The following is an 18321-nucleotide window of genomic DNA, read 5'->3' on the forward strand; positions in this document are numbered from 1 at the left end:
GATGTCTGCTTCATCTTCGCTCCTCAGGGGCTACGATGAACCAGCCATCCTCCGTTCGGGAAGACCCTCATTCTGTCCCACAGGTGCTGACGTCGGACACTCGTGAACGCGGTCGGCCCGGCCTTCATTGCCACGCCGATGACCAACGCCCAGATGGAGAAGAAGTCGAAAGAGAAGGGCATCTCCTTCGACGAGGCGGTTCAACAAACGTTGGATGAGGAGCGCCCCGGCATCGTCGCCAAGCGCCGCGGCCGAGCTGAGGAGGTTGCGGCGGCAGTGACGTTCCTTTGCTCGGAACACGCCAGCTTCATCACCGGCGAGTTCCTCCGGGTCGACGGCGGCTCCGTTATGACTATGGGGGCCTAAGGCTTCGTTGCGGACCAGCAGCCGTTCTGTGTTGATGCACAAGGGAATGGCTGCTTTCTGGACGCCCACGCTCTCACAGCAGTGACTGCGTTGGGTCGACATCTGCCGGACTGCTCTCCGCCCGGGATGGGTGGATTTCCGCCTGACCGCTTACGGTAAGCTCTTCGCCAAAGCGGCCACCGCCTCACGCATCCCCGGCGTCCCCGGATCATTCCGTCCTCGGCATCAGATCCTCATGCGGTCGATCAAGACCCTGAGACCCCCGGAGACATGCCGCCGGTTCGGATAGTACAGGAACAGGTCGCCCTTCACGGGGCACCAATCCTCCAGGCACGGGACCAGCGTCCCGGCATCGAGGTACGGCCTGGCGCGATCCTCCCAGACGTAGGCGAGGCCGCCTCCCTTGGTGGCCACCTCGATCATCAGGGATTGGTCGTCCAGGGTGATCGGACCGTCGACCTCGACCTCGATGACCTCGCCCCCCCGCTCGAACCGCCAGTTGAACATCTTGCCGCTGGGGAAGCGGTACCGGATGCCGGTGTGCCGAGCGAGATCGCGCGGGTGCTCTGGACGCGGGTTCTTGCTCAGGTATTCCGGCGAGCCCACCACGACGAGACGCTGCACAGGCCCGATCCGGACGGCGACCATGTCTCGGGACAGGACCTCGCCAAATCGGACACCGGCGTCAAAACCTTCCTCGACGATGTCGACCAAGCGGTCGGTCGCCACGACGTCGAGCTTCAGGCCAGGGTTCTCCTCGATCAGCGGGACCATGACGTCGCGCAGCAGGAAAGGGGCAATCGAGGTCGGCAGGTTGATCCTGACGGTGCCGAACGGCGTCTCCCGGAAGGTGTTCAGGCTCTCCTGGGCCCTCGCGATCTGCTCGAAGGCAGGTGAAAGCTCGGCGAGGAAGCGTTCGCCCGCGTCGGTCAGGGCGACGGACCGAGTCGTGCGCTGGAGCAATCGAACGCCGATGCGCTCCTCAAGGCTGCGGATGGCATGGCTGACCGCCGAGGATGCGACGCCGCGCTCCGTCGCAGCCTTCCGGAAGCTGCGATGCTTGGCGACCGCCAGGAAGGTCGACATCTCACCGAGTTCGCTCGCACGCATTGTTCTGTCTCGTTCATCACCGCGCGCAGAAACTGGCAGGTTATCGCAGCAGTCTCCCACCCCTAGGTTCCAGACACCAGCCAATTCCCGATGCGAGGGAATGGCATCGGCGACAGGAAACAGCCCATGACGCGCATCGTACGATTCCATGAGATCGGCGCACCCGAAGTCCTTAAGGTCGAGGACGTCACGGTACCGGCGCCGAAGGCGGGCGAGGTCCAGATCCAGGTCAAGGCGATGGGACTGAACCGCGCCGAGGTGATGTTCCGGACCGGCCAGTACGTCACCGAGCCGGCCTTCCCGGCCATCCTCGGTTACGAGGCCGCCGGCATCGTCGAGGCCCTTGGAGCGGATGTCGAAGGCATTGCGCCGGGCGATGCCGTCAGCGTAGTCCCCTGCTTCATGCTGGGTGAGTATGGCCTCCACGGCGAGCTCGTGAACGCGCCGGCCATCGGTGTCGTGAAGCACCCGGACACGCTGTCCTGGGAGGAGGCGGCCGCCACCTGGATGATGTTCACGACCGCCTATGGCGCCTTGGTTGACATCGCCGACGTCAAGGCCGGCGAGACGGTGCTGATCCGCGCCGCGTCCAGCAGCGTCGGGCTCGCCGCGATCCAGATCACGAAGGCCCTCGGCGCCGTCCCCGTCGCGTTGACCCGGCGCAGCAACAAGCGCGACGAACTCCTGGCGCATGGCGCAGCCCACGTCATCGCCACGGAAGAGCAGGACCTCGTCGCCGAGGTGATGCGGATCACGGACGGCAAGGGCGCCCGCGTCGCCTTCGACCCGGTCGGCGGACCGGAGGTCGGCAAGATCCTTGATGCCTTGAGCACCCTCGGGATTTTCTTTCAGTACGGCGCGCTCGACACCACGCCCATCACCATCCCGGTCCTCTCGCTGCTCGGCAAGAACCTGACGGTGCGCGGCTACCAGATCTTCGAGGTCAGCACGGACCCGGAGCGCCTAAGCAAGGCCAAGGCGTACATCGTCGAGGGCTTGGCCTCGGGGGCACTCAAGCCGGTCATCGCCAAGACCTTCGGGCTCGACGAGATCGTGGAGGCGCATCGGTTCATGGAGAGCAACGAGCAGATCGGGAAGATCGTCGTTACGGTCTAGCCGCACCACGAGGGCTCAGCCAGCCCGCCGGTGGGGGATGCGTCCGCTTACGAGTACCGGCTACCCCCTGCGTTCCGGCGAGGTTGGGTCGATAGCTGTCCGTCCGTCAGCTGGTGTGAGGCAAGGTTTTGGCTGCTGCCTTAAGTTGAAGCCGCCAACCTGCAGTGCGTGCGCTACGTCGGCGGCGGTAAGCTCAGCGCTTGGTCCGCCTGCGCGGCCGGGCAGGTCGCTGGCGCCTCGTTCGATGCAAACTTGGGCGGGAAATTAGGTTTTGATTGCACGTTCGGTCCGGGACGCGATCTGGGACCGCACGTATTCGCGGCCCTCACGTGCTCTGCCCGTCGCCGCGGGTTGACCCCCCGGGACGACGGTGACCCTGCCGGGCTTCCCGCCGCAAGAGAAGATCTCCGCCTGGGCGCTCGTCAACGGCGCCCTGAGATGGGCCATCCGCGCGTGGACCGACGGCAAGCCCGCGGCCGGGAAAACGCTCCACCGCGAGGTGATCGACCGCTACCTCTTCCTCACCAAGGGGCTGCCCGAGGCCCGAGGCGTGCTGGGCGCGGCGGCGACCGCGAGCACGACGTTCACGGTGACAAAGAACGGCTCCGTGGTGGCGACCCTGGCCTTCGCGACCAACTCCAAGGTGGGCGTCTGGACGATGGCAGCGGACACGTTCTGCGTGTCCGGGGACGTCCTCGCCATCGTCGCGCCAGCGACCCAGGGCAGCGCGGCCGCCGACCTCACAGCCGTGTTCTCGGGCACCCAGACCTGAGGCGCGCCGGGGTACGTGCTTTCCCCACATTCCGTTACAGAACCGGGGCGCCCGCGTTACGAAGGCATGAAGTAACGGGGCGCTCCGATGCCGAACGTATCTCCTCTGCAGGGGTTTCCGAAAACTGGGGAATACGCACGGTGCGCCCAGGGAAGCCTTTACCACGGGGGGGATCGGCGCTGGACGGCGATTCGGCGAGCTGAGATCGTCTCCCTCGAAGACGCAGGAGGCCGCTATGACCGCACACGCCATCGCAGAGGGTTTTGACGTCGGCTTCCAGCGCCTCGCCGGGGTCGCCTTCACGCTCCATCAGGACCGCCTTGATGCGCAGCACGAGGCCGCCCTCGATCAGCGCGAGCGGAACCTCGACGCGGTCGGCCGGGTGGCCGCTCGGGTTCGCCGGGATGCCGACCGCATCGAGAGCCTGGAGGCCGACAACGCCCGGCTCCGGGCCGAGCTCAGCGCCATGCGGATGCGGGCCCTGCGCGCAGAGGGCAGCCTCGAAGACGTGAAGGGCGCCCTCCGGACGCTCCGGGGAACGCGCGCGGCATGATGGGATGCCCTAGCGGCACGACGTCGTGCGCAGAGATGCTGACGTGATGCGCACAAGTGTGCACAGGGAAAAGCACAACGGGTTTGTCGCCGAAATGATGTGGCAGGTTGTCGCAGTCTGACGCAGGCAAAAAGAGAGGGCCGCCCCGGCATTCGGGGCGGCCCTCTTCCGTTTCGGCGTGGCTCGCTCTATCAGGCCGCGAGGCCGACCGGCTCGGGCTGGTCCTCGATGAGATCCTGGAGGATCTCCAATGCCTGGGCCCTGGCGTCCTCCGGTGACGGGGCGGCCGGGGCCTCGGCGGCGCACCGGCCGACGAGGACGATGCGGTCACCGACCCTGGCGAACCCCCGGCCGAGGCGCGCCTCCCGGCAGAGGGGGAGATCTGCGATGGGGCGCTCGCCGAGGACGTGCTCGCCGACGCGCTTTGCCCCATGCTGCGTCAGCCGCTGGAGATCCTCGGCCGAGAGCCGGGCGACCCATTTGACGATGTCCTCCGGCAGGCGCGTCATGTCGGGCGCCGGGTGGCGTCCCCCGGACAGCGTCGAAAGGGCGTGGTCGAAGGCGATCTTGCCTGCGTCGATGTCGAGATCCGGGAGGGCTTCCTTCCCGCTCGATTCGGGGGCGGCCGCGACGCGTTCCAGGGCGTCCTCGACGTCGGCGCCGGGCGGCGGCGCCATGCTCGGGAAGATCGACCGCACGATCCACTTCCCGCCTTCCCAGACCAGTTTCGTCGCCGCGGCCATCGCCGCGAGCACCCACATCATCATCCTTGCTGCCGTCCGCATGGCTTCGTCCCTTCCCGGTTGAATGGTCCCGACACCATTCTCGACGGGGCGATGAAAACGACCAGGGCCATACGTACGATCAGGCAGCGGATCTGATCGCGTCGGCCGCGGCGATGGCCTCGGGGCTGTCGGATGGCGAGATGGGCAGGCCGGCCTCCTGCATTTCGGCGAGGCTCGGACCCCGTAGCCAGATCTGCTTGGGGGTCGTCTTCTCGACGATGGCCCAATACCCCCTCCACTCCGTGCCGGTGCCGGCCTCGTAGCCGTGGCCCTCCGGCATGCGAATCCGCGTCGGCCCGAAATCGAGGCCGGCCGCCAGGACGAGGCGCCGGTGCAGACGGGCCAGCGCGCCCTCAGGATCGAGCTCGTCGGCTGCGTCGTCCTTCGCGACTGGCGTGAGCGAGCCGTCCGCTTCCAGGCGATACGCCGCGTGCCGGCCACCCCATGGGCCGTCGCCTTGGGCGGACATGCCCGCCGGCGTCGCAACGAGGAGCGTCCCCGCGGGCATGTCGACGTCATAGACGCCCACGCGCGCGAGGCCCGTGCCTTCGTGGCGGACGGCCCGGATCGGCCTGCCGTTGCAGACGTGCCCGCGCTCCCGCGAAGCCAGGACCGCGGTCCAGAGCCAAGTGTCGTGGGGGAGACGGGCGGTGATCATGCAGGCTCCAAAGAAAACTTTCGAAGTTTCTAAAACAACTCGCTTGACTCATTTCCCAAGTATTGGGATATTTGCCAGGCTAGAGGCGAGAAGATAATTACATAATACCTCTTGGCAAAACGCATTTCCAGGCATATTACTAGAGTATCGAGGCAAGGCCCTTAGGCCTGCCCGGTATTCCCCCTGAGAGATACGTTGCCGGCTCGGCCGGCCGAGGAGGCTCGCCTATGGCGCACTCGAACGAGGAGGACGCTCGCGCCGCGTCCGTCATCACGCCGCCTGAGGCGGTCGCGGCATTGCGGGCAGCGGTCGCGGCGGCCGGTAGCCAGAAGAGGTTCGCCTGCGCACACGGGCTGTCGCAGTCTGATGTCAGCTCCGCCCTGCGGGGCCGCCGCCCGCCCCCGCCCGGCATCCTGGCCGCTCTCGGGATCTCCTGGGAACTCGTCCGGCGCGGGGGGCAGGCATGAGCACCCGCACCTCGTTCGCCGACGGCCTCGTCTCTCTGGACATGCGCGAGACCCGCGCCCGCCTCGCGGAGGCGATGGCCGCCACCAAGGTCCACCCGAGTTGGGCAGAAGGCTCCAAGGGCAAGCTCCTCCAGGACGCCGTCAGCCGCGTAGAGCGCGAGCTCCTCACGTCCGCCCGTGGCGCGATTCAGATCCTGGACGAGGCGCTCCAGGAGGCCGACTTCAAGCCCGTCCCCGCGACCGCGGCTGAAGCCCACGCGCAGATCGTCAGCGAGCTCGACGCTGACCGGCCGCCTGCGCCGGTTCGGCAGTCCCCGCCGCCGTCGCCCCTGGGCGCCCGTCGCGTGCAAGTCCCCCCGCCGAGGCCGCGCCTGCCGCAGCGGCCCTAGGCATCCCCGTCGACGCGCCAGGCGGTCAGTGGCGCCAATCAAAAACCACCATTCCAGATCGAGGCACCCGACATGATCAAGCATCAATTCCCACTCGAAAAGGTCCCCCTCGACGAGCGTCCATACCCCATCGAGGGGTTCGCCATCCGGACCGACGGTGGTGTGTGGATGATGCGCCGGTACCGCGGCGTCGACGTCCAGCAGGGGATGTGGACCACCTCAGGGCGGTGGTCATACGTCCTGCGGGGACGCGAGCGGTTCGCTGACACGCTGACCGACGCCTGCGACCAGATCGACGCGTACATGAGGCGTAGCGCCGGCCAGCGCCGCCGGCACGACGCGCGTCTCGCGGAGCGGGCCACCGAGGAGGCCGAGGCCGTCGCCGACATCGACTACGAGGACCTCTGCGCCCTGTTGGCCGCCGAGCGGGCGAGCGCCGAGGTCGACTTCGTCAAGCTGATCCGTGGCGAGGTCGACGCCTCCTTAATGAGCGACCTGGCGTGTCTACGCAGGCTGCTGAGATGCGTCCGCTATGCCGGGGACGACTGGGCAATGCTCATGCTCGGTATGAGCCAGGAGCGCGTGGACGCCTTCGCCGCGCGCAGCGAGGCTCTCTACCGGCGGCTGGCGCGCTTCAGCGGCGAGCGCACCGACATCTTCACCGAAGAGACGGCGGCCGGCCGCGAAGCCGATAGCGCCCACCTCCATAACGCCTGATCGCCCCGTCGCGCGCCAGGCGGCAGTGGCGCCCCCTTTATTCCGAGCATCCCCCAGAACAGGAGAGCGTCCCATGCGGCGCGAGACCAGCGAATTCAGGACACGGTTCACCGACGACGGCGCCAAGGCCATCGCGGTGAACGACGCGGAGATCGTCATCGCCAAAGCCATCCTGGCGAGCGTTGGCGAGCGGTTCGGTCGGCCCGCTGAGGAGCGGGCCCACGAAATCACGCAGGCCCTCGACGCGGCCGGGTTCGATATCCGGTACCGCACCCTCGACATCCTGCCTGACGAGGCCGCCGCTCGCTACGGTAAGGACCCGGCGGAGGTATTACGCCAGGCCGAAGCCATGCGTCAGCGCGCAGAGGAGCTCGGGCTCACCCGACCGGCCGGGAGCGCCGCCCGCGTCGGCGAGGCGCGCCTGACCGGAGACTGGAGCAAGGTCTCCGACGCCGACTGGACGGCCTGGGTGAACGTCCTGCGCCAGAGCGATCCCGCCGCCGCGGCGGAGTTCCTGCCGACGTACGAGACCCTCGCCCGCCCGGGTTACCTGTTCGTCCAGGCGGACGGCACGGTAGCCCTAAGGGGCAGGCCCGACATCGAGGTAAGCGTGAACGGTGTCGTCGAGCGAACCCTTGAGCCTGCCACGGTGACGCTGGAGCCCGGCCGGATCGAGGAATTGCCGGCCGGCACCAAGGTCTCGGCGCCGGCATCCGAGACGGGCTACGCGGAAGCCCTTCGCCTCGTCCGCGAGGGACGGGCTTGGCCGGGCGCGATCACGAGGGCGCTTGGCGGAGCTTCGGCCGATGGGCCGGAAGGCAACGTCTGGAAGCTCTACAGCGAGCGCATGCGCACGATGGGTTCGGATGCCGAACCCGAGGGCGGGGAGCCCGAGAAGGACAATTGGGGCGTCTGCTGCCGCCTCGCTAACGACATGGCGGCCCGCCACGGGTGCCGGGTCGAGCTCACCGGTCGCGACGACCCGGCCGACCCGAACAGCTACCACGACGACCTGTGCACCTTTGCTGTCGTCACGGATCGCTCGACGGGGCGCCTCGTCGGATTGGTCGAGTGCTGGGACACAGAGGATGGCGACCCCATCGTGCCCCGGACATGGCTGAAGGCCGTGCTCCTGGCCTGGCGTGCCCAGGGTACCCCGAAGAGGGCCGCCTGATGCGCACCGTCAACCTCAACATCGACGACGGCTTGGCCCTCTCGAACGTGCAGCCCGATGCCTCGACCGGCATCGCCACGCTGGAGGGCGTAGAGGGCGGCTACGTCCGATGGGTCCACGTCATGGCGGCCAACGAGCACACCGTCCCGCTGGCATACGAGACGACCGCGGAGGACGCGCTGCGCCTCGCCGCCGCGATCATCGAGTGGGATGCCGGGATGATGGAGCGGGCCGACGGCCCGTTCCACACCAAGTGGTCGAACCTGGGGCCCCGGCAGACCATCCGCCACTTCCTGCCCAAGATGCACCCGTGCGAGTTCCGCGAGATGTTCGCGGACACCTACGACCTCCAGGGCGAGGTCCGCTGATGCGCGGCCTCCTCGCCCTCATCGCAGGCGGCCCCGGGCGGGTCGCCACCTCGGCTGCCTTCGCCGTGACGTGCGCCTTCCTCCTCGCCGGCAACGGCGGGGATCTCGCCCGGGCGGCCTGGTACGCCTTTCTCTGGCTGAGCGCGTTCGCCCTGGCCTTCGGCACACTCGCATTCGTCGGGGCCGCCACCGGCGTCGCCGACGGGGCTTCCACCCCAGCGCCGAAGGAAGCCGACAATGGGTAGCCTCGTCCGTTCCGTGGCTCGGGCCGGGGCCCGCGCGCGTTCCGCCAAGGCCGCCTCCACCCAGACCATCGTGATCGGCAAGCCCCATGAGCCGCCGGTGATCAAGGCCGACAAGGGTCTGCTCGGCGGGTCGTGCAATCGCACGGCCTGCCAGGCGCCCGGGGCGACGTGGGCTGAGGATGCGAATGGTCCGTACTACTGCCGGTCCTGCGCCTGGCAGATCAGCCGGTGGATGCGAGGGGGCGGTCGGCTGGTCGACATGAAGGCATCCATGCCGGTCCCGGAGCCCCGTCACTGCGACCACTTCATCGAGGACCCGGCGCAGCCCGAGTGCCTGCGCCGGTTCCTCGACTACAACCGGCTCCCAGCGGCCGCGAAGTACCCGACCAAGGACGATGACTTCGACGCCGGGATGGAGGCGCACCTGGGATGCCCGATGTGGCGCGACCCCGTCCCGGTGCTGTTCGCCGACCACGCCGGCCGGCGCGTCCGTGTCGTCATGGCGTCCCGGTTCGGCGACGTCGGCATCACCACCCACCTCGACGCCGAGAGCGGCTATGACCAGCGCGTCGCCGTTGAGGACCTCTCCAATTTCGCTGAGGCACCCTGATGCGTCCCGTTCTCCCGATGCGCCTGCCGCCCCGGCTCCCGCCCGTGGTCCGCGGCGCCTGCGCCGTCATCAGCCAGGCTGAGGCCGTGCTTCCCGAGCCGGTCGCCCCGGCGCCGGCCGCTGACGCCCCGCTGAAGGAGGTCCTCGCCGATCAGGCGGCGGCCATCGCCGCGACCGCGGACCCCGCCACGCTGGAGGCCGCCCGCCGGGAAGCCCGGGGCGCGAGCCTCGTCGCCGATCTCGACAGCGTTCTGGCGAGATGTCCCCTCGACGAGGGCGCGCTCATGATCGACCTGCAGCCCGCCAAGGAGCATGAGCGCGCCCGGGCCCTCGCGCGTCGGGCGGCCCGCTGCGACGGTTCAGCCGCCCGGCTGCGGGCGTACCTCCGCGCCGACTGGCACCCCCGCCACGCCGAGCTGGTCGATCTCCACGCTCGCCTCGACGCCGAGGGCGACCGCCTGATGGCCGAATCGCGGCGGCTCGCGTAGGGGCCGCCTGGTGCCTTGCTTGTCCATACGTACGCTGGTCCCCGGGACGGGCCGAGTGCCCGCGGGACAGGGGACAGGACATGGCATTCGCTAGGAGCACACCGGTCAGCGACATCATCGCGGCGCAGATGGCCGCCACCGGCGGGGACCGCCACATCGCCGAGGGGGTCGCCTACCGGCGCGGCGGGGTCGACATGAAGCGCTGGCTGACCCACGTCGCCGAGTGGACGCCCGCGGGCTACGTCGTCCGCGAGAGCCCCATCCCGGGACCCAAGTATAAGTGCGAGATCTTCAGCCTCCGGCCGGACGGCTCCGAGAAGAAGATCTGCGCCTACGTCGACCCCGAGCGGATGGACGGTGAGATCGTCCGCGAGATGATCCGCCTGTACGAGCGCGGTATCGCCCACGAGCAGTCCCGGCAGCGGCAGGAAGCCCTCGCGGCGCGCCCGGCGGCGGCGGCCAAGCGCCGCCCCAAGGCCATCGAGCCCGAGGAGGCCGCGGCCCCCGGAATGGGTCGCTAGACGCAACCACCCCCGAAACCGAAGGGCCCCGGATCGTCTCCGGGGCCCTTCCTCATTCCGCGTCGTCGTCGTCGGGACGCCGTTCCTCGGGCTGCTTGGGCGTCGCGGCGAGGCGCTCCCGGATCTCGGCGAGGCTCACCGGGCGGTAGCCCCAGCAATCCATGCCGACGTCGCAGGAGCGGGACGTCCCGGGCAGCGAGCCATGAGAGTGCCCGAACAAATGGATGGCGCCCCTCCATAGACCATTCCAGGTCCGGAGGGCGTAGTGGCACATGACGATCCGGGTGCCGTCGACGTGGATCGTGCGCATGTCCGCCGGATCGCTGGCCCAGCCGAGTTCGATGTGCCGCGGACCGTCGTGGTTGCCGATGACCAGATGCTTCCGGCCATTGAGCCGCGCGAAGATCGCCTGGCACCGCTCCGGCGAGGAATTCATCGCGAAGTCGCCGAGGAAGAACACGTCGTGCGCGGGGCGGACGCGGCTGTTCCAGGCGTGAATCAGATCCTCGTCGTGGCGGGCGATGTCGTCCCAGGGACGGTTGGCCATCCGCAGGACGCCTCGGTGTCCGAAATGGGCGTCGGCGGTGAACCAGGTCGTGTTGGGGTTGAACGTCGGGCTCTTCATGATGGCAGCCTCCGTGAGGGGGGGGCTGCGCGCGCGGCGTCACGCCCCCGGGATGGGTCTCTCGTGCGGGGTGGGGCGCGCTATTCGTTTCACCGGGGGCCTCTCGGGCGCTGGGGGGAATCGACAGGATCGCAGCTCGCGGGGACCGGTCAAGCTCGCGCCGGGGCGATGCCGACAGCGTGATGAAGGAAGGCTTAAGTGGTTCTGCGAGGGGACGTGCATTCCTATACCCGGGGGCGCTCCCGGGTATGGAAATGCACGTCGGACCCCGTTGACCCGCGCCCGCTTGTTCCTATTTTGTTCTCATGCGGAGGCGGGACATGCACGGCTACGACGACGTCGCGATTTCACCGGCCGGCGAGGAGCGGGACGCCCTCTGGCGCGCCCTGGCCGAAGACGTCGCCGAGGCGGCGGGTCCCCGCCGCGGCAGGGCTGGATTCGTGTCGGCCGAGCGCCCGGCCGACCTGGCGCGGGCCCTCGGCCGGGACCGGCGAGCTAGGCGGGAACGAGCGCCTTCCGCTTGGTCGCGAGCTTCCTGACCGTGCGCGGTCGCGCCGGCGGCAGGGGCACGCGGGCGATGGCCTCGCGCTCCCGCTCGTAGGCCTCCAGGATCGCCTCGCACCACAGAGCCAGCCCCTCGGCTTTGAGCTCCATCCTTTGCGCGCGGTCGTAGTGGAGCCGGGTCACCGCCGCTGTCCGCTCGCGCTCATCCGCCTTCCCGTCGACATGGTCGAGGATGGCGGCCGCGGCCCCGCCCAGGCGCCGCTCCCCGAGGAACGTCGCGAGACCGCGCCGTACGTCGTGCGGTGTCCAGCGGCGGATGCCGTAGAGCGCGAACAGGTCGACCTTGCCCTCGGCGCGCTTGCCCTCCCGGAGCCCCTGCAGGCGGCTCAACAGTTGGTTGGTCGCCAGGTAGGAGACGTGCCCATCCCCGCGGCGTGACGGGAACATCCACGGGCTTGGCGCCTCCCGACCCCAGGCGTCCTCCTGGCGGTAGCGCTCGATGACGGCCCAGGCCTCCGGCGGGATGGGCACGCCGTGGGGCATTTCACTCTTCATCACCGCGCCCGGCCAGCCGACAGCGGTCCAGCCAGGCAATTCGTTGGAGAACTGGGGGACGCACGAGCTCACCTGCGTGGTGACGAGCGCGCCGGTACGCTGGGCGGTCAGCACGACGGCCCAGAGCGCCCCGAGCAGACCCGCGCCCGTAGCGTGCTCGGTCTGCCCGAGCGAGCGGTGGCGCTCCGCGACGGCGAGCGTCCTGGCAAGCTCCTCGACCGTCGGCACGTGGTCACGCGTCCCGGGCGTGTAGTCGACGGTCAGCCGGTCCCACCACGGGAACTCCATGCGCACGAGCCTGCAGCGGAGCGGCTGCGCCCGCCAGCCCCATGTCATCGCGTCGCGGAACTGGCCGATGACCCTCTTGGCCGCGCTGCGCTTCGTGCCGCCATCCTCCAGCAGCCGCTGCCGGACGCCCAGCATCGTCTCCAGGTCCAGTCCGGCGACGGTGACCATCGACAGGCCGGCGAGCTCGGGGTGTCGGAGGTAGCTCTCGTAGCTGGCGCGCCAGCGCCCCTCCTTCAGCCGTGGAAGCTTCCAGGCGAGGTAGGCGTCGATCAGGTCACCGAGAACCCAGGGCCCGTCCCGCCGGCGCACCTCGACGGTCTGGGTCTCGGGCTCCTCCTCGGGCCACGCGGCGTCCAGAGCCTCCTCGACGCTGCCGGTCCGGCGCAGTGCCTCCTCGTAGATGCGAGTTTCCATCGTCGGCTGGTGCAGCCCGGGGACGGCGAGGCGGATGCGCTCGGCTTGGTCACGGGCCTGGGCCAGGGAGATAACCGCGGCGTCTCCGATGCGGACCGTGCCGGACTTCGACTTCCGCATCCACGTCGCCGAGTTCCGGGTCACCCGCAGGACGAGGCCGGCGCAGTCAGCGTCGACGAGATCGAGGCCGCGCCCGGGGACCGTCCCCTTGCGGATCATGGCGCGCGCCTTGGTCACGTGCCCCGCGGTCAACGCCACGCGCTCCCGGGCGTACGAGCCCCTGCCACCCTCGACTGCCATCCGGTCCCTCCCGCTGGATACCACCGGGATACCACCTGACACCAATCACCCTGGCAAGGCGGGCGTTAACCGTGGGAACGCGATTTCCCCTGTATTTTCGGGCGGTTGGTTACTGAAACCCTGGGCGGGAGGGATGCAGTCGGGTTGACAATCCAGCCTTCCAAGCTGAATACCCGGGTTCGATTCCCGGTACCCGCTCCATCCGGCTACTAGAGCCGACGCTGCAGACGACGCCCAATATGATTGCCACGATCAAGCGAATGAAAGACTGATCGATTGGTCTGGGACAGCTTGTCTAGATACCATAGTGTTTCACAAAACATTTTTCGCTGACAGCATCAGTAAACTGATTTTTTGCAGTTCATTGGGATATCGGAGCGACAGCTCCTTTGCGCTTTCAACGATACTGAGGCACACGTCTGCAGACCTGATTCGTTTGTGGTCCAAATGCTAGTCAGACAGAAGTCTTAATCCATCGACCTTTTAGAAAAATGCATGAAACGACTGTCTTTTGCGGAAGCATGCCGATTCGAGGCGTAGCCTAACCCGAAAGTATTGCACATTTAGGAACATAATCTGGACTGTGCCGCTGCGCACACCGAGGCACGATTTTGCCATGGTTCAGACCTAGCCGTAAGGCATCGGGGAGCAAAACGCCGAGAACTTAGTAAACCGAACGTTTACGGTTTTCGGCAACCTTGCGTTCACCATGATCCGTGCCCCGCGCGCGATTCGGTAGAGGGTGAGATCACGGTGGGTAAGTCTCTGCGGAACGGCCGGACGACCCAACGCGCTGTCTCGCTGAAGCGGGCCCGACGTCTACCGGTCATCGTCGCTAGTTTCGGTCTCGCTCTCCTTGGGGGAACCCGTGGCACACAGGACGCCGTCGCCAATGGCGATACCCGGACCCTGTCGATCTATCACACCCATACGAAGGAAAGCCTGACGGTTACCTTCAAGCGCGACGGACGTTACGACCGGGCGGCTCTCGAACAGCTGAACTGGCTCCTGCGTGACTGGCGGGTCGACGAGCCGATCAAGATGGATCCGCGCCTGTTCGACACGGTCTGGGAAGCCTACCGGTCGGTAGGATCGCAGGAACCCATCAACGTCGTCTCTGCCTATCGCTCGCCCGGCACCAACGCGATGCTGCGCCGACGATCCAAGATGGTCGCCGAGTACAGTCAGCATATGCTCGGTAAGGCGATGGATTTCTATCTACCGGACGTGTCGATCGACCAGATTCGTGCCATCGGTATGCGGATGCAAAGGGGCGGCGTCGGTTGGTATCCGCGCTCAAACTCGCCCTTCGTACACCTCGACGTGGGTTCAGTCCGCTCCTGGCCGCGCATGACGCACGATCAGCTGGCTCGTCTTTTCCCGGATGGAAAGACTGTACACCTCCCTTCCGACAATCGGCCCCTGCCCGGCTATGAAACGGCCCGTACCGAGATCCTTGCGCGGGGCGGCACGGTCCTCGGGATCACGGAAGTGGCGCAGATGGACGAGGATGATGGGCCAAGCATCAAGGGGTTCTTCGCCAGTCTCTTTGGCGGAGGCTCGCAGAATACCGTAACGCCGGTTCAGATGGCAGCGAAAGCGTCTGTGGGACCGCGCCCGAAGGCAACTGCCATCGTTATTGCCAGTGCCGATCCCGAGGACCCCGTCGGTGCGCGCTCAGCGCTTGCGTACGCAGCACCCGCCACGGATGAGGCTCTGAAGAGCAATCTGCTTGAACGTGACGGCCGCGACGCCCAGAGCCTCTTGACCGGTGAGACGCAAGCGGCTGCAAAATCAGCGCCGGATGCGGCCATTTCAGCGTCTCTGCCGCTACCGCCTCGCCGTCCAGCCGAATTTGTAGCCGTAACTGCTGCTCTGACGATGCCCCTCCCGCCCCCTCGGCCTGCTGTACATCTTGCCGGTCTCGGCAATGCCGGTATGGTTAATCTTACCCCAGATGCGCCACCCCGTGCGGTGCCTGTACCGGCCAATGCGGATTCGCGAACCCAGCTACATGCGCTCTTCGTTGCGGCTGCCACGGATGTCGAATCCGCAAGCCGTGCGGCACCGGTGAAACTTGCAAAGGCGAAGGCAAAGCTCGACGGAGCGCCGACGGCGATTGTCTTGCCGCAAACTGGAATCGCCACACGCTTCTCGGCTCGGAGCCCCGGCGACGATCTCGCGGCCTCGCGTTTTACTGGCTCGGCGACACGCGTTGTGCCTGTTAACCGCTGATTACAGTGTGGTTGTTCCGGGAAAGTTTAAACGACCGGCTTTGCATTTGCTTGAGCTCTTAACCGACGACGGTCATCGGTTGCGAGCTCACGAGCCTGCGGGCCCCGCCTTGGCGATTTGGCGACCCTGCCGCAGGGGTCGTCCAGCATAGAGTCGTCGAGCGTTCGCGGTCGGGGGGACCAGGCAGGAGTCCGCACACAAGGAGAAAGGTTGCTCGTCCCTGTAATCCCGACGCGACCCGAATATTTCGATCGCGCGCAAATTTCCGCGACAAAGCTCTTTTCTCGAGCCCGATCACCGGGTGGCGTCACCTAAAGAGACAATCAATCAAGCCAAATACGACTAACTAAAATCAATAAATATCTGTATATTTTTAATCACCGGGATTCAATTGGCAATACGCATGGCAAAGATTGAAGCATTTAGGCACATGATGTGCTGCTGAAGGATATTTTTTTAGCCTGGATTTTACTAGTGTGCCTTTCCCGGTCCACTCGAACTGATCCATATTCTTCAATCTAAGTTTGCACTGACTTCTCAGTTGCGACAAGACTTCTATTGTGTGCGAAAGCGTCGCCAATCCCCCAAATGGGACATGCAGATCTGAATTCATTTCGTACACAAGGAGAGAACTCCTGAGTTGGGAGAATCCGGCAATCGGTCGATTAGGACCGTCATGGCCCAGAATTCGAAAGAAGGGGGTCCCTGATGTTCACGGTAAGTGCGAGTTTCCTGCTGGCCGGCATTGCTTTGGCAGCCGCGGCACAGGCTTCGCCGCGGCGTCGGAGCGTCTTGGAATGGGCCGGCGGCACCCTGCTCATCGCAGGGCTCAGTCTGCTTGGCGCAGGACTTCGATTGTTCCGATAATGTGCTGGCCGCTGCGGCGCCGCAGACCGATCGCTCTATGATGAGGCGAACAGAACTCCTGGTCCGAGCGCCCTTTATGCGGGATATGGTACGCATCCACACCAACAAGCTCGGGATGGCGCTCCTGCTCCCGCTCATCCCGACTCGCTTCGGCCTTGAGTAGCACAACAGCGCTCATGCTCGTCGGCCTCGATGGCAAAACCCTCTTCGCGCCGGATGGAAGCTGCAACGGACCGAACGGAAACGATACCCTGGGATCATCGACGTCAGCGAAGAGGCACATTCCCGCCTCGTCAATACTCTTCCCCTCGACAACGCGGTGTACGGCCCGCTAACGAACCTGCGGATCATGCCGAATGGACGCCTTGGCTTGGTCGCAAGTTCGGTACTGATGCGCCAAAAGGATGCAGTTTGGTACGCTCGCGCGGACAGTCGCCTACATGTCATCGATCTGACCACACCACCACCGCGCCTTATCGAAATGGTCAGGATTGGATGGTAACCCTGGGGCATCGCGATTTCGAAGGTCGGCGACTTGTCTCTCGTTGCGAACTGCGGAGGACGCAGCGTTACCGTGCTGTCGATCGCCGCCGCAAAAGTGCGGTCAGTTGCACTGGTCGATGTCCTCAATGAAGCCGCCGCCGTCGTGTTTATGCCCAATGGTAGGCGTGGCTTCGTCGCGAAGTACAAGTCGGCGCGCGTCAGCGTCCTAGCGATCGATGCCACTTTGGGGCGGCATGAGACTGCGAACGATATGCCGTCGGTACCGAGGTCTACGGGCTCGACGTCACGCCCAACGGTACACTGACGCTGATCGGACATACCCGATAGGAGCAAAGAGACGGGCGCGCAGATAACAGCAGTATCTTACGAGCCGATGGTCGATACCCGAACATCTTCGATCACTGTGAAATTGGTGATACGCCAGAACTCTTAGTGCTTGCACCGGACGGTCTACATGCTTCAGTCACAGTCGTACGGGGTTCGAGCGCAGCGCATGCAAGTCTAGGCTACACACCAACGACTGGATTCGCGTCGCTGGCTAACCCTGACCAGAACGTATAGACCATATCCTAGGCCTACGCGGGACCGTCACACAGAGTATCTCGTTCAGTCCTTCGGGCAGTTATAGATATATCAAAAATTACGAAGACCAGAACTTTGGCATATTTCGCATTGCAGGCGGCATCTTGAATTATACAGGTGACCGCCTGACGCTCCCGGGCCAACCCGCATCCCTGGCCGGTGGATAGCAACCTCGATGTCAAAGGAGCCTTGCGGAAACAAACATGGCCGTTTTTTTCAAGGCACGCGAGAACGTCCCTGCTGACGAATGGGTAGATTGTCCCCGTCGTAATAACTATTTTGGCTTTCGCGACGATCGCTACTGGAACGCCTAACGTCTCTTTGCTGATCCAAGGCTCTTCCATCGGCGCTGGGACTTCCGCGCCATGCGTGACGTCGGACCCGGCGACATTGTGATCTTCGCTGCGGGAAATGGAATACATCAAAGCGCAGCTCTCAGGGCGACTAATCGAGATCAACGTTGACTTTAGAGCTGCTGCTAAAGCCTTGCCAGCGGGCATATGCGCTGGCTATCGAGGTCCCGCGCCCATTTGAGAAGGCGAGACCTCGATCAGTCGCGAAGCGGTACTTTAAGCTGCCTGCTTGCGACCCTTGGTCTTCGGCGGCACCTCATCGTCCTCATTACGGTTGGCAACCTGACCCAAACCGATGGACTTCGCGAGTTCCGAACGCATGGCTGCGTAAGACGGGGCAACCATCGGGTAATCCGCTGGGAGGCCGTACCGCTGCCGGTAGCTGTGTGGATCGAGGCCATGGCTGCTGAGGTGACGCTTCAGTGTCTTGTAGCTCTTGCCGTCGAGGAAGCTGACGATGCCGTCAGGCATCACAGACTTGCGGATTTGGGCAGGCGACGGCTTTTCCGGAGCGACCTCTTCCGCGACCTGAGCGGTACCGGCGACAAGGCCGTTGAGTGCTGCGTGCACGTTGCGGATCAGATCTGGTAGATCGGCGGTGCGGACTGGGTTGTTCGACACATACGCCGCGACGATGTCCGCGGCGAGATCGACGAAGTCGGTCGTTTGAATTTCAGTGCTTTCGGACATGCGTAGTTTTCTTTTCCCTGTGCCCCCAAGGCCGCAGATCGCCCATTTGTAGACATTTATCAAGC

20 protein-coding genes and 1 tRNA gene are annotated in these 18321 nt (G+C 65.8%); 14 read left to right on the forward strand and 7 right to left on the reverse strand.

Annotation, left to right across the window (positions count from 1 at the left end; all coding sequences use genetic code 11):
* The first annotated feature begins 102 nt into the window (after positions 1–102).
* The gene (locus ASF58_RS18435; protein ID WP_055955812.1) at positions 103–366 is read left to right on the forward strand and encodes an SDR family oxidoreductase; all 264 of its coding nucleotides are present in this window, start codon (positions 103–105) and stop codon (positions 364–366) included.
* A gap of 225 nt (positions 367–591) precedes the next feature.
* Here ASF58_RS18435 and ASF58_RS18440 read toward each other — a convergent pair whose 3' ends face one another.
* Complete coding sequence (locus tag ASF58_RS18440; RefSeq protein WP_055955814.1) at positions 592–1476, reverse strand: LysR family transcriptional regulator; 885 nt, start codon at positions 1474–1476, stop codon at positions 592–594.
* 126 nt (positions 1477–1602) lie between these two features.
* Between ASF58_RS18440 and ASF58_RS18445 the strand changes: the two genes are divergently transcribed.
* The 3 genes from ASF58_RS18445 to ASF58_RS18455 all read left to right on the forward strand — a co-directional run bounded on the left by ASF58_RS18445 (position 1603) and on the right by ASF58_RS18455 (position 3917).
* On the forward strand, positions 1603–2592 hold the full coding sequence (locus tag ASF58_RS18445; protein ID WP_055955817.1) for a zinc-dependent alcohol dehydrogenase family protein: 990 nt from the start codon (positions 1603–1605) through the stop codon (positions 2590–2592).
* A 370-nt stretch (positions 2593–2962) separates the two neighbouring features.
* Positions 2963–3364, forward strand: coding sequence for a hypothetical protein (locus ASF58_RS18450; protein ID WP_055955820.1), 402 nt, complete (start codon positions 2963–2965; stop codon positions 3362–3364).
* 235 nt (positions 3365–3599) lie between these two features.
* Positions 3600–3917 carry a hypothetical protein gene (locus ASF58_RS18455; protein WP_055955822.1) on the forward strand — a complete coding sequence of 106 codons (318 nt, stop codon included), beginning with the start codon at positions 3600–3602 and terminating at the stop codon, positions 3915–3917.
* 191 nt (positions 3918–4108) lie between these two features.
* Here ASF58_RS18455 and ASF58_RS18460 read toward each other — a convergent pair whose 3' ends face one another.
* Positions 4109–4702 (reverse strand): hypothetical protein, encoded by a 594-nt coding sequence (locus ASF58_RS18460; protein WP_156375790.1) that lies wholly within the window; start codon positions 4700–4702, stop codon positions 4109–4111.
* A 79-nt stretch (positions 4703–4781) separates the two neighbouring features.
* Positions 4782–5360 carry a hypothetical protein gene (locus ASF58_RS18465; protein ID WP_055955828.1) on the reverse strand — a complete coding sequence of 193 codons (579 nt, stop codon included), beginning with the start codon at positions 5358–5360 and terminating at the stop codon, positions 4782–4784.
* Between the two features lie 463 nt (positions 5361–5823).
* Between ASF58_RS18465 and ASF58_RS18475 the strand changes: the two genes are divergently transcribed.
* The 8 genes from ASF58_RS18475 (at position 5824) to ASF58_RS18510 (ending at position 10339) form a co-directional block, all read left to right on the forward strand.
* On the forward strand, positions 5824–6216 hold the full coding sequence (locus tag ASF58_RS18475; RefSeq protein WP_055955833.1) for a hypothetical protein: 393 nt from the start codon (positions 5824–5826) through the stop codon (positions 6214–6216).
* Positions 6217–6288: 72 nt separating this feature from the next.
* A complete protein-coding gene (locus tag ASF58_RS18480; protein ID WP_055955836.1) occupies positions 6289–6933 on the forward strand; it encodes a hypothetical protein in 645 nt (214 codons plus the stop codon).
* 73 nt (positions 6934–7006) lie between these two features.
* Positions 7007–8107, forward strand: a complete 1101-nt coding sequence (locus ASF58_RS18485) for a hypothetical protein (protein ID WP_055955839.1) — start codon at positions 7007–7009, stop codon at positions 8105–8107.
* Positions 8107–8475, forward strand: a complete 369-nt coding sequence (locus ASF58_RS18490; RefSeq protein WP_055955842.1) for a hypothetical protein — start codon at positions 8107–8109, stop codon at positions 8473–8475. Before ASF58_RS18485 ends, ASF58_RS18490 begins: the two co-directional genes overlap by 1 nt.
* Positions 8475–8720: a hypothetical protein gene (locus ASF58_RS18495; RefSeq protein ID WP_055955845.1), complete on the forward strand. Its 246-nt coding sequence runs from the start codon at positions 8475–8477 to the stop codon at positions 8718–8720. Before ASF58_RS18490 ends, ASF58_RS18495 begins: the two co-directional genes overlap by 1 nt.
* Complete coding sequence (locus tag ASF58_RS18500) at positions 8713–9330, forward strand: hypothetical protein (RefSeq protein ID WP_055955848.1); 618 nt, start codon at positions 8713–8715, stop codon at positions 9328–9330. The genes ASF58_RS18495 and ASF58_RS18500 overlap by 8 nt, the downstream gene beginning before the upstream one ends.
* Positions 9330–9818 carry a hypothetical protein gene (locus ASF58_RS18505; RefSeq protein ID WP_055955850.1) on the forward strand — a complete coding sequence of 163 codons (489 nt, stop codon included), beginning with the start codon at positions 9330–9332 and terminating at the stop codon, positions 9816–9818. Before ASF58_RS18500 ends, ASF58_RS18505 begins: the two co-directional genes overlap by 1 nt.
* Before the next feature lie 80 nt (positions 9819–9898).
* Entirely contained in the window at positions 9899–10339 is a 441-nt protein-coding gene (locus ASF58_RS18510) for a hypothetical protein (protein ID WP_156375791.1), read from the forward strand.
* Between the two features lie 52 nt (positions 10340–10391).
* Here the strand turns inward: ASF58_RS18510 and ASF58_RS18515 are convergent, their stop codons facing one another.
* Positions 10392–10964, reverse strand: a complete 573-nt coding sequence (locus tag ASF58_RS18515) for a metallophosphoesterase (RefSeq protein ID WP_055955856.1) — start codon at positions 10962–10964, stop codon at positions 10392–10394.
* A gap of 495 nt (positions 10965–11459) precedes the next feature.
* Positions 11460–12983 carry an integrase family protein gene (locus ASF58_RS18520; RefSeq protein WP_210166882.1) on the reverse strand — a complete coding sequence of 508 codons (1524 nt, stop codon included), beginning with the start codon at positions 12981–12983 and terminating at the stop codon, positions 11460–11462.
* A gap of 166 nt (positions 12984–13149) precedes the next feature.
* On the opposite strand from ASF58_RS18520, the gene ASF58_RS18525 reads away from it, so the two are divergent.
* Both ASF58_RS18525 and ASF58_RS25310 read left to right on the forward strand, forming a co-directional pair.
* A tRNA-Gly gene (locus ASF58_RS18525) sits at positions 13150–13226 on the forward strand.
* Between the two features lie 627 nt (positions 13227–13853).
* Entirely contained in the window at positions 13854–15260 is a 1407-nt protein-coding gene (locus tag ASF58_RS25310) for a DUF882 domain-containing protein (protein WP_244477406.1), read from the forward strand.
* 829 nt (positions 15261–16089) lie between these two features.
* On the opposite strand, the gene ASF58_RS26210 is transcribed toward ASF58_RS25310, so the two are convergent.
* Complete coding sequence (locus ASF58_RS26210; protein WP_156375792.1) at positions 16090–16305, reverse strand: hypothetical protein; 216 nt, start codon at positions 16303–16305, stop codon at positions 16090–16092.
* A gap of 1477 nt (positions 16306–17782) precedes the next feature.
* Positions 17783–18256, reverse strand: coding sequence for a MucR family transcriptional regulator (locus tag ASF58_RS18530; protein ID WP_055955862.1), 474 nt, complete (start codon positions 18254–18256; stop codon positions 17783–17785).
* Positions 18257–18321 lie beyond the last annotated feature (65 nt).

Origin of the sequence: Methylobacterium sp. Leaf125 (assembly GCF_001423085.1) — a bacterium.
Taxonomy (GTDB): Bacteria; Pseudomonadota; Alphaproteobacteria; order Rhizobiales; family Beijerinckiaceae; genus Methylobacterium.

What these genes read in the sequence shown, in the direction of transcription:
- ASF58_RS18440 (WP_055955814.1), bottom strand. Translation starts at nt 1,476, where the DNA reads ATGCGTGCGAGCGAACTCGGTGAGATGTCGACCTTCCTGGCGGTCGCC.
- ASF58_RS18445 (WP_055955817.1), top strand. Translation starts at nt 1,603, where the DNA reads ATGACGCGCATCGTACGATTCCATGAGATCGGCGCACCCGAAGTCCTT.
- ASF58_RS18455 (WP_055955822.1), top strand. Translation starts at nt 3,600, where the DNA reads ATGACCGCACACGCCATCGCAGAGGGTTTTGACGTCGGCTTCCAGCGC.
- ASF58_RS18460 (WP_156375790.1), bottom strand. Translation starts at nt 4,702, where the DNA reads ATGCGGACGGCAGCAAGGATGATGATGTGGGTGCTCGCGGCGATGGCC.
- ASF58_RS18465 (WP_055955828.1), bottom strand. Translation starts at nt 5,360, where the DNA reads ATGATCACCGCCCGTCTCCCCCACGACACTTGGCTCTGGACCGCGGTC.
- ASF58_RS18475 (WP_055955833.1), top strand. Translation starts at nt 5,824, where the DNA reads ATGAGCACCCGCACCTCGTTCGCCGACGGCCTCGTCTCTCTGGACATG.
- ASF58_RS18480 (WP_055955836.1), top strand. Translation starts at nt 6,289, where the DNA reads ATGATCAAGCATCAATTCCCACTCGAAAAGGTCCCCCTCGACGAGCGT.
- ASF58_RS18485 (WP_055955839.1), top strand. Translation starts at nt 7,007, where the DNA reads ATGCGGCGCGAGACCAGCGAATTCAGGACACGGTTCACCGACGACGGC.
- ASF58_RS18490 (WP_055955842.1), top strand. Translation starts at nt 8,107, where the DNA reads ATGCGCACCGTCAACCTCAACATCGACGACGGCTTGGCCCTCTCGAAC.
- ASF58_RS18495 (WP_055955845.1), top strand. Translation starts at nt 8,475, where the DNA reads ATGCGCGGCCTCCTCGCCCTCATCGCAGGCGGCCCCGGGCGGGTCGCC.
- ASF58_RS18500 (WP_055955848.1), top strand. Translation starts at nt 8,713, where the DNA reads ATGGGTAGCCTCGTCCGTTCCGTGGCTCGGGCCGGGGCCCGCGCGCGT.
- ASF58_RS18505 (WP_055955850.1), top strand. Translation starts at nt 9,330, where the DNA reads ATGCGTCCCGTTCTCCCGATGCGCCTGCCGCCCCGGCTCCCGCCCGTG.
- ASF58_RS18510 (WP_156375791.1), top strand. Translation starts at nt 9,899, where the DNA reads ATGGCATTCGCTAGGAGCACACCGGTCAGCGACATCATCGCGGCGCAG.
- ASF58_RS18515 (WP_055955856.1), bottom strand. Translation starts at nt 10,964, where the DNA reads ATGAAGAGCCCGACGTTCAACCCCAACACGACCTGGTTCACCGCCGAC.
- ASF58_RS26210 (WP_156375792.1), bottom strand. Translation starts at nt 16,305, where the DNA reads ATGAGCGCTGTTGTGCTACTCAAGGCCGAAGCGAGTCGGGATGAGCGG.
- ASF58_RS18530 (WP_055955862.1), bottom strand. Translation starts at nt 18,256, where the DNA reads ATGTCCGAAAGCACTGAAATTCAAACGACCGACTTCGTCGATCTCGCC.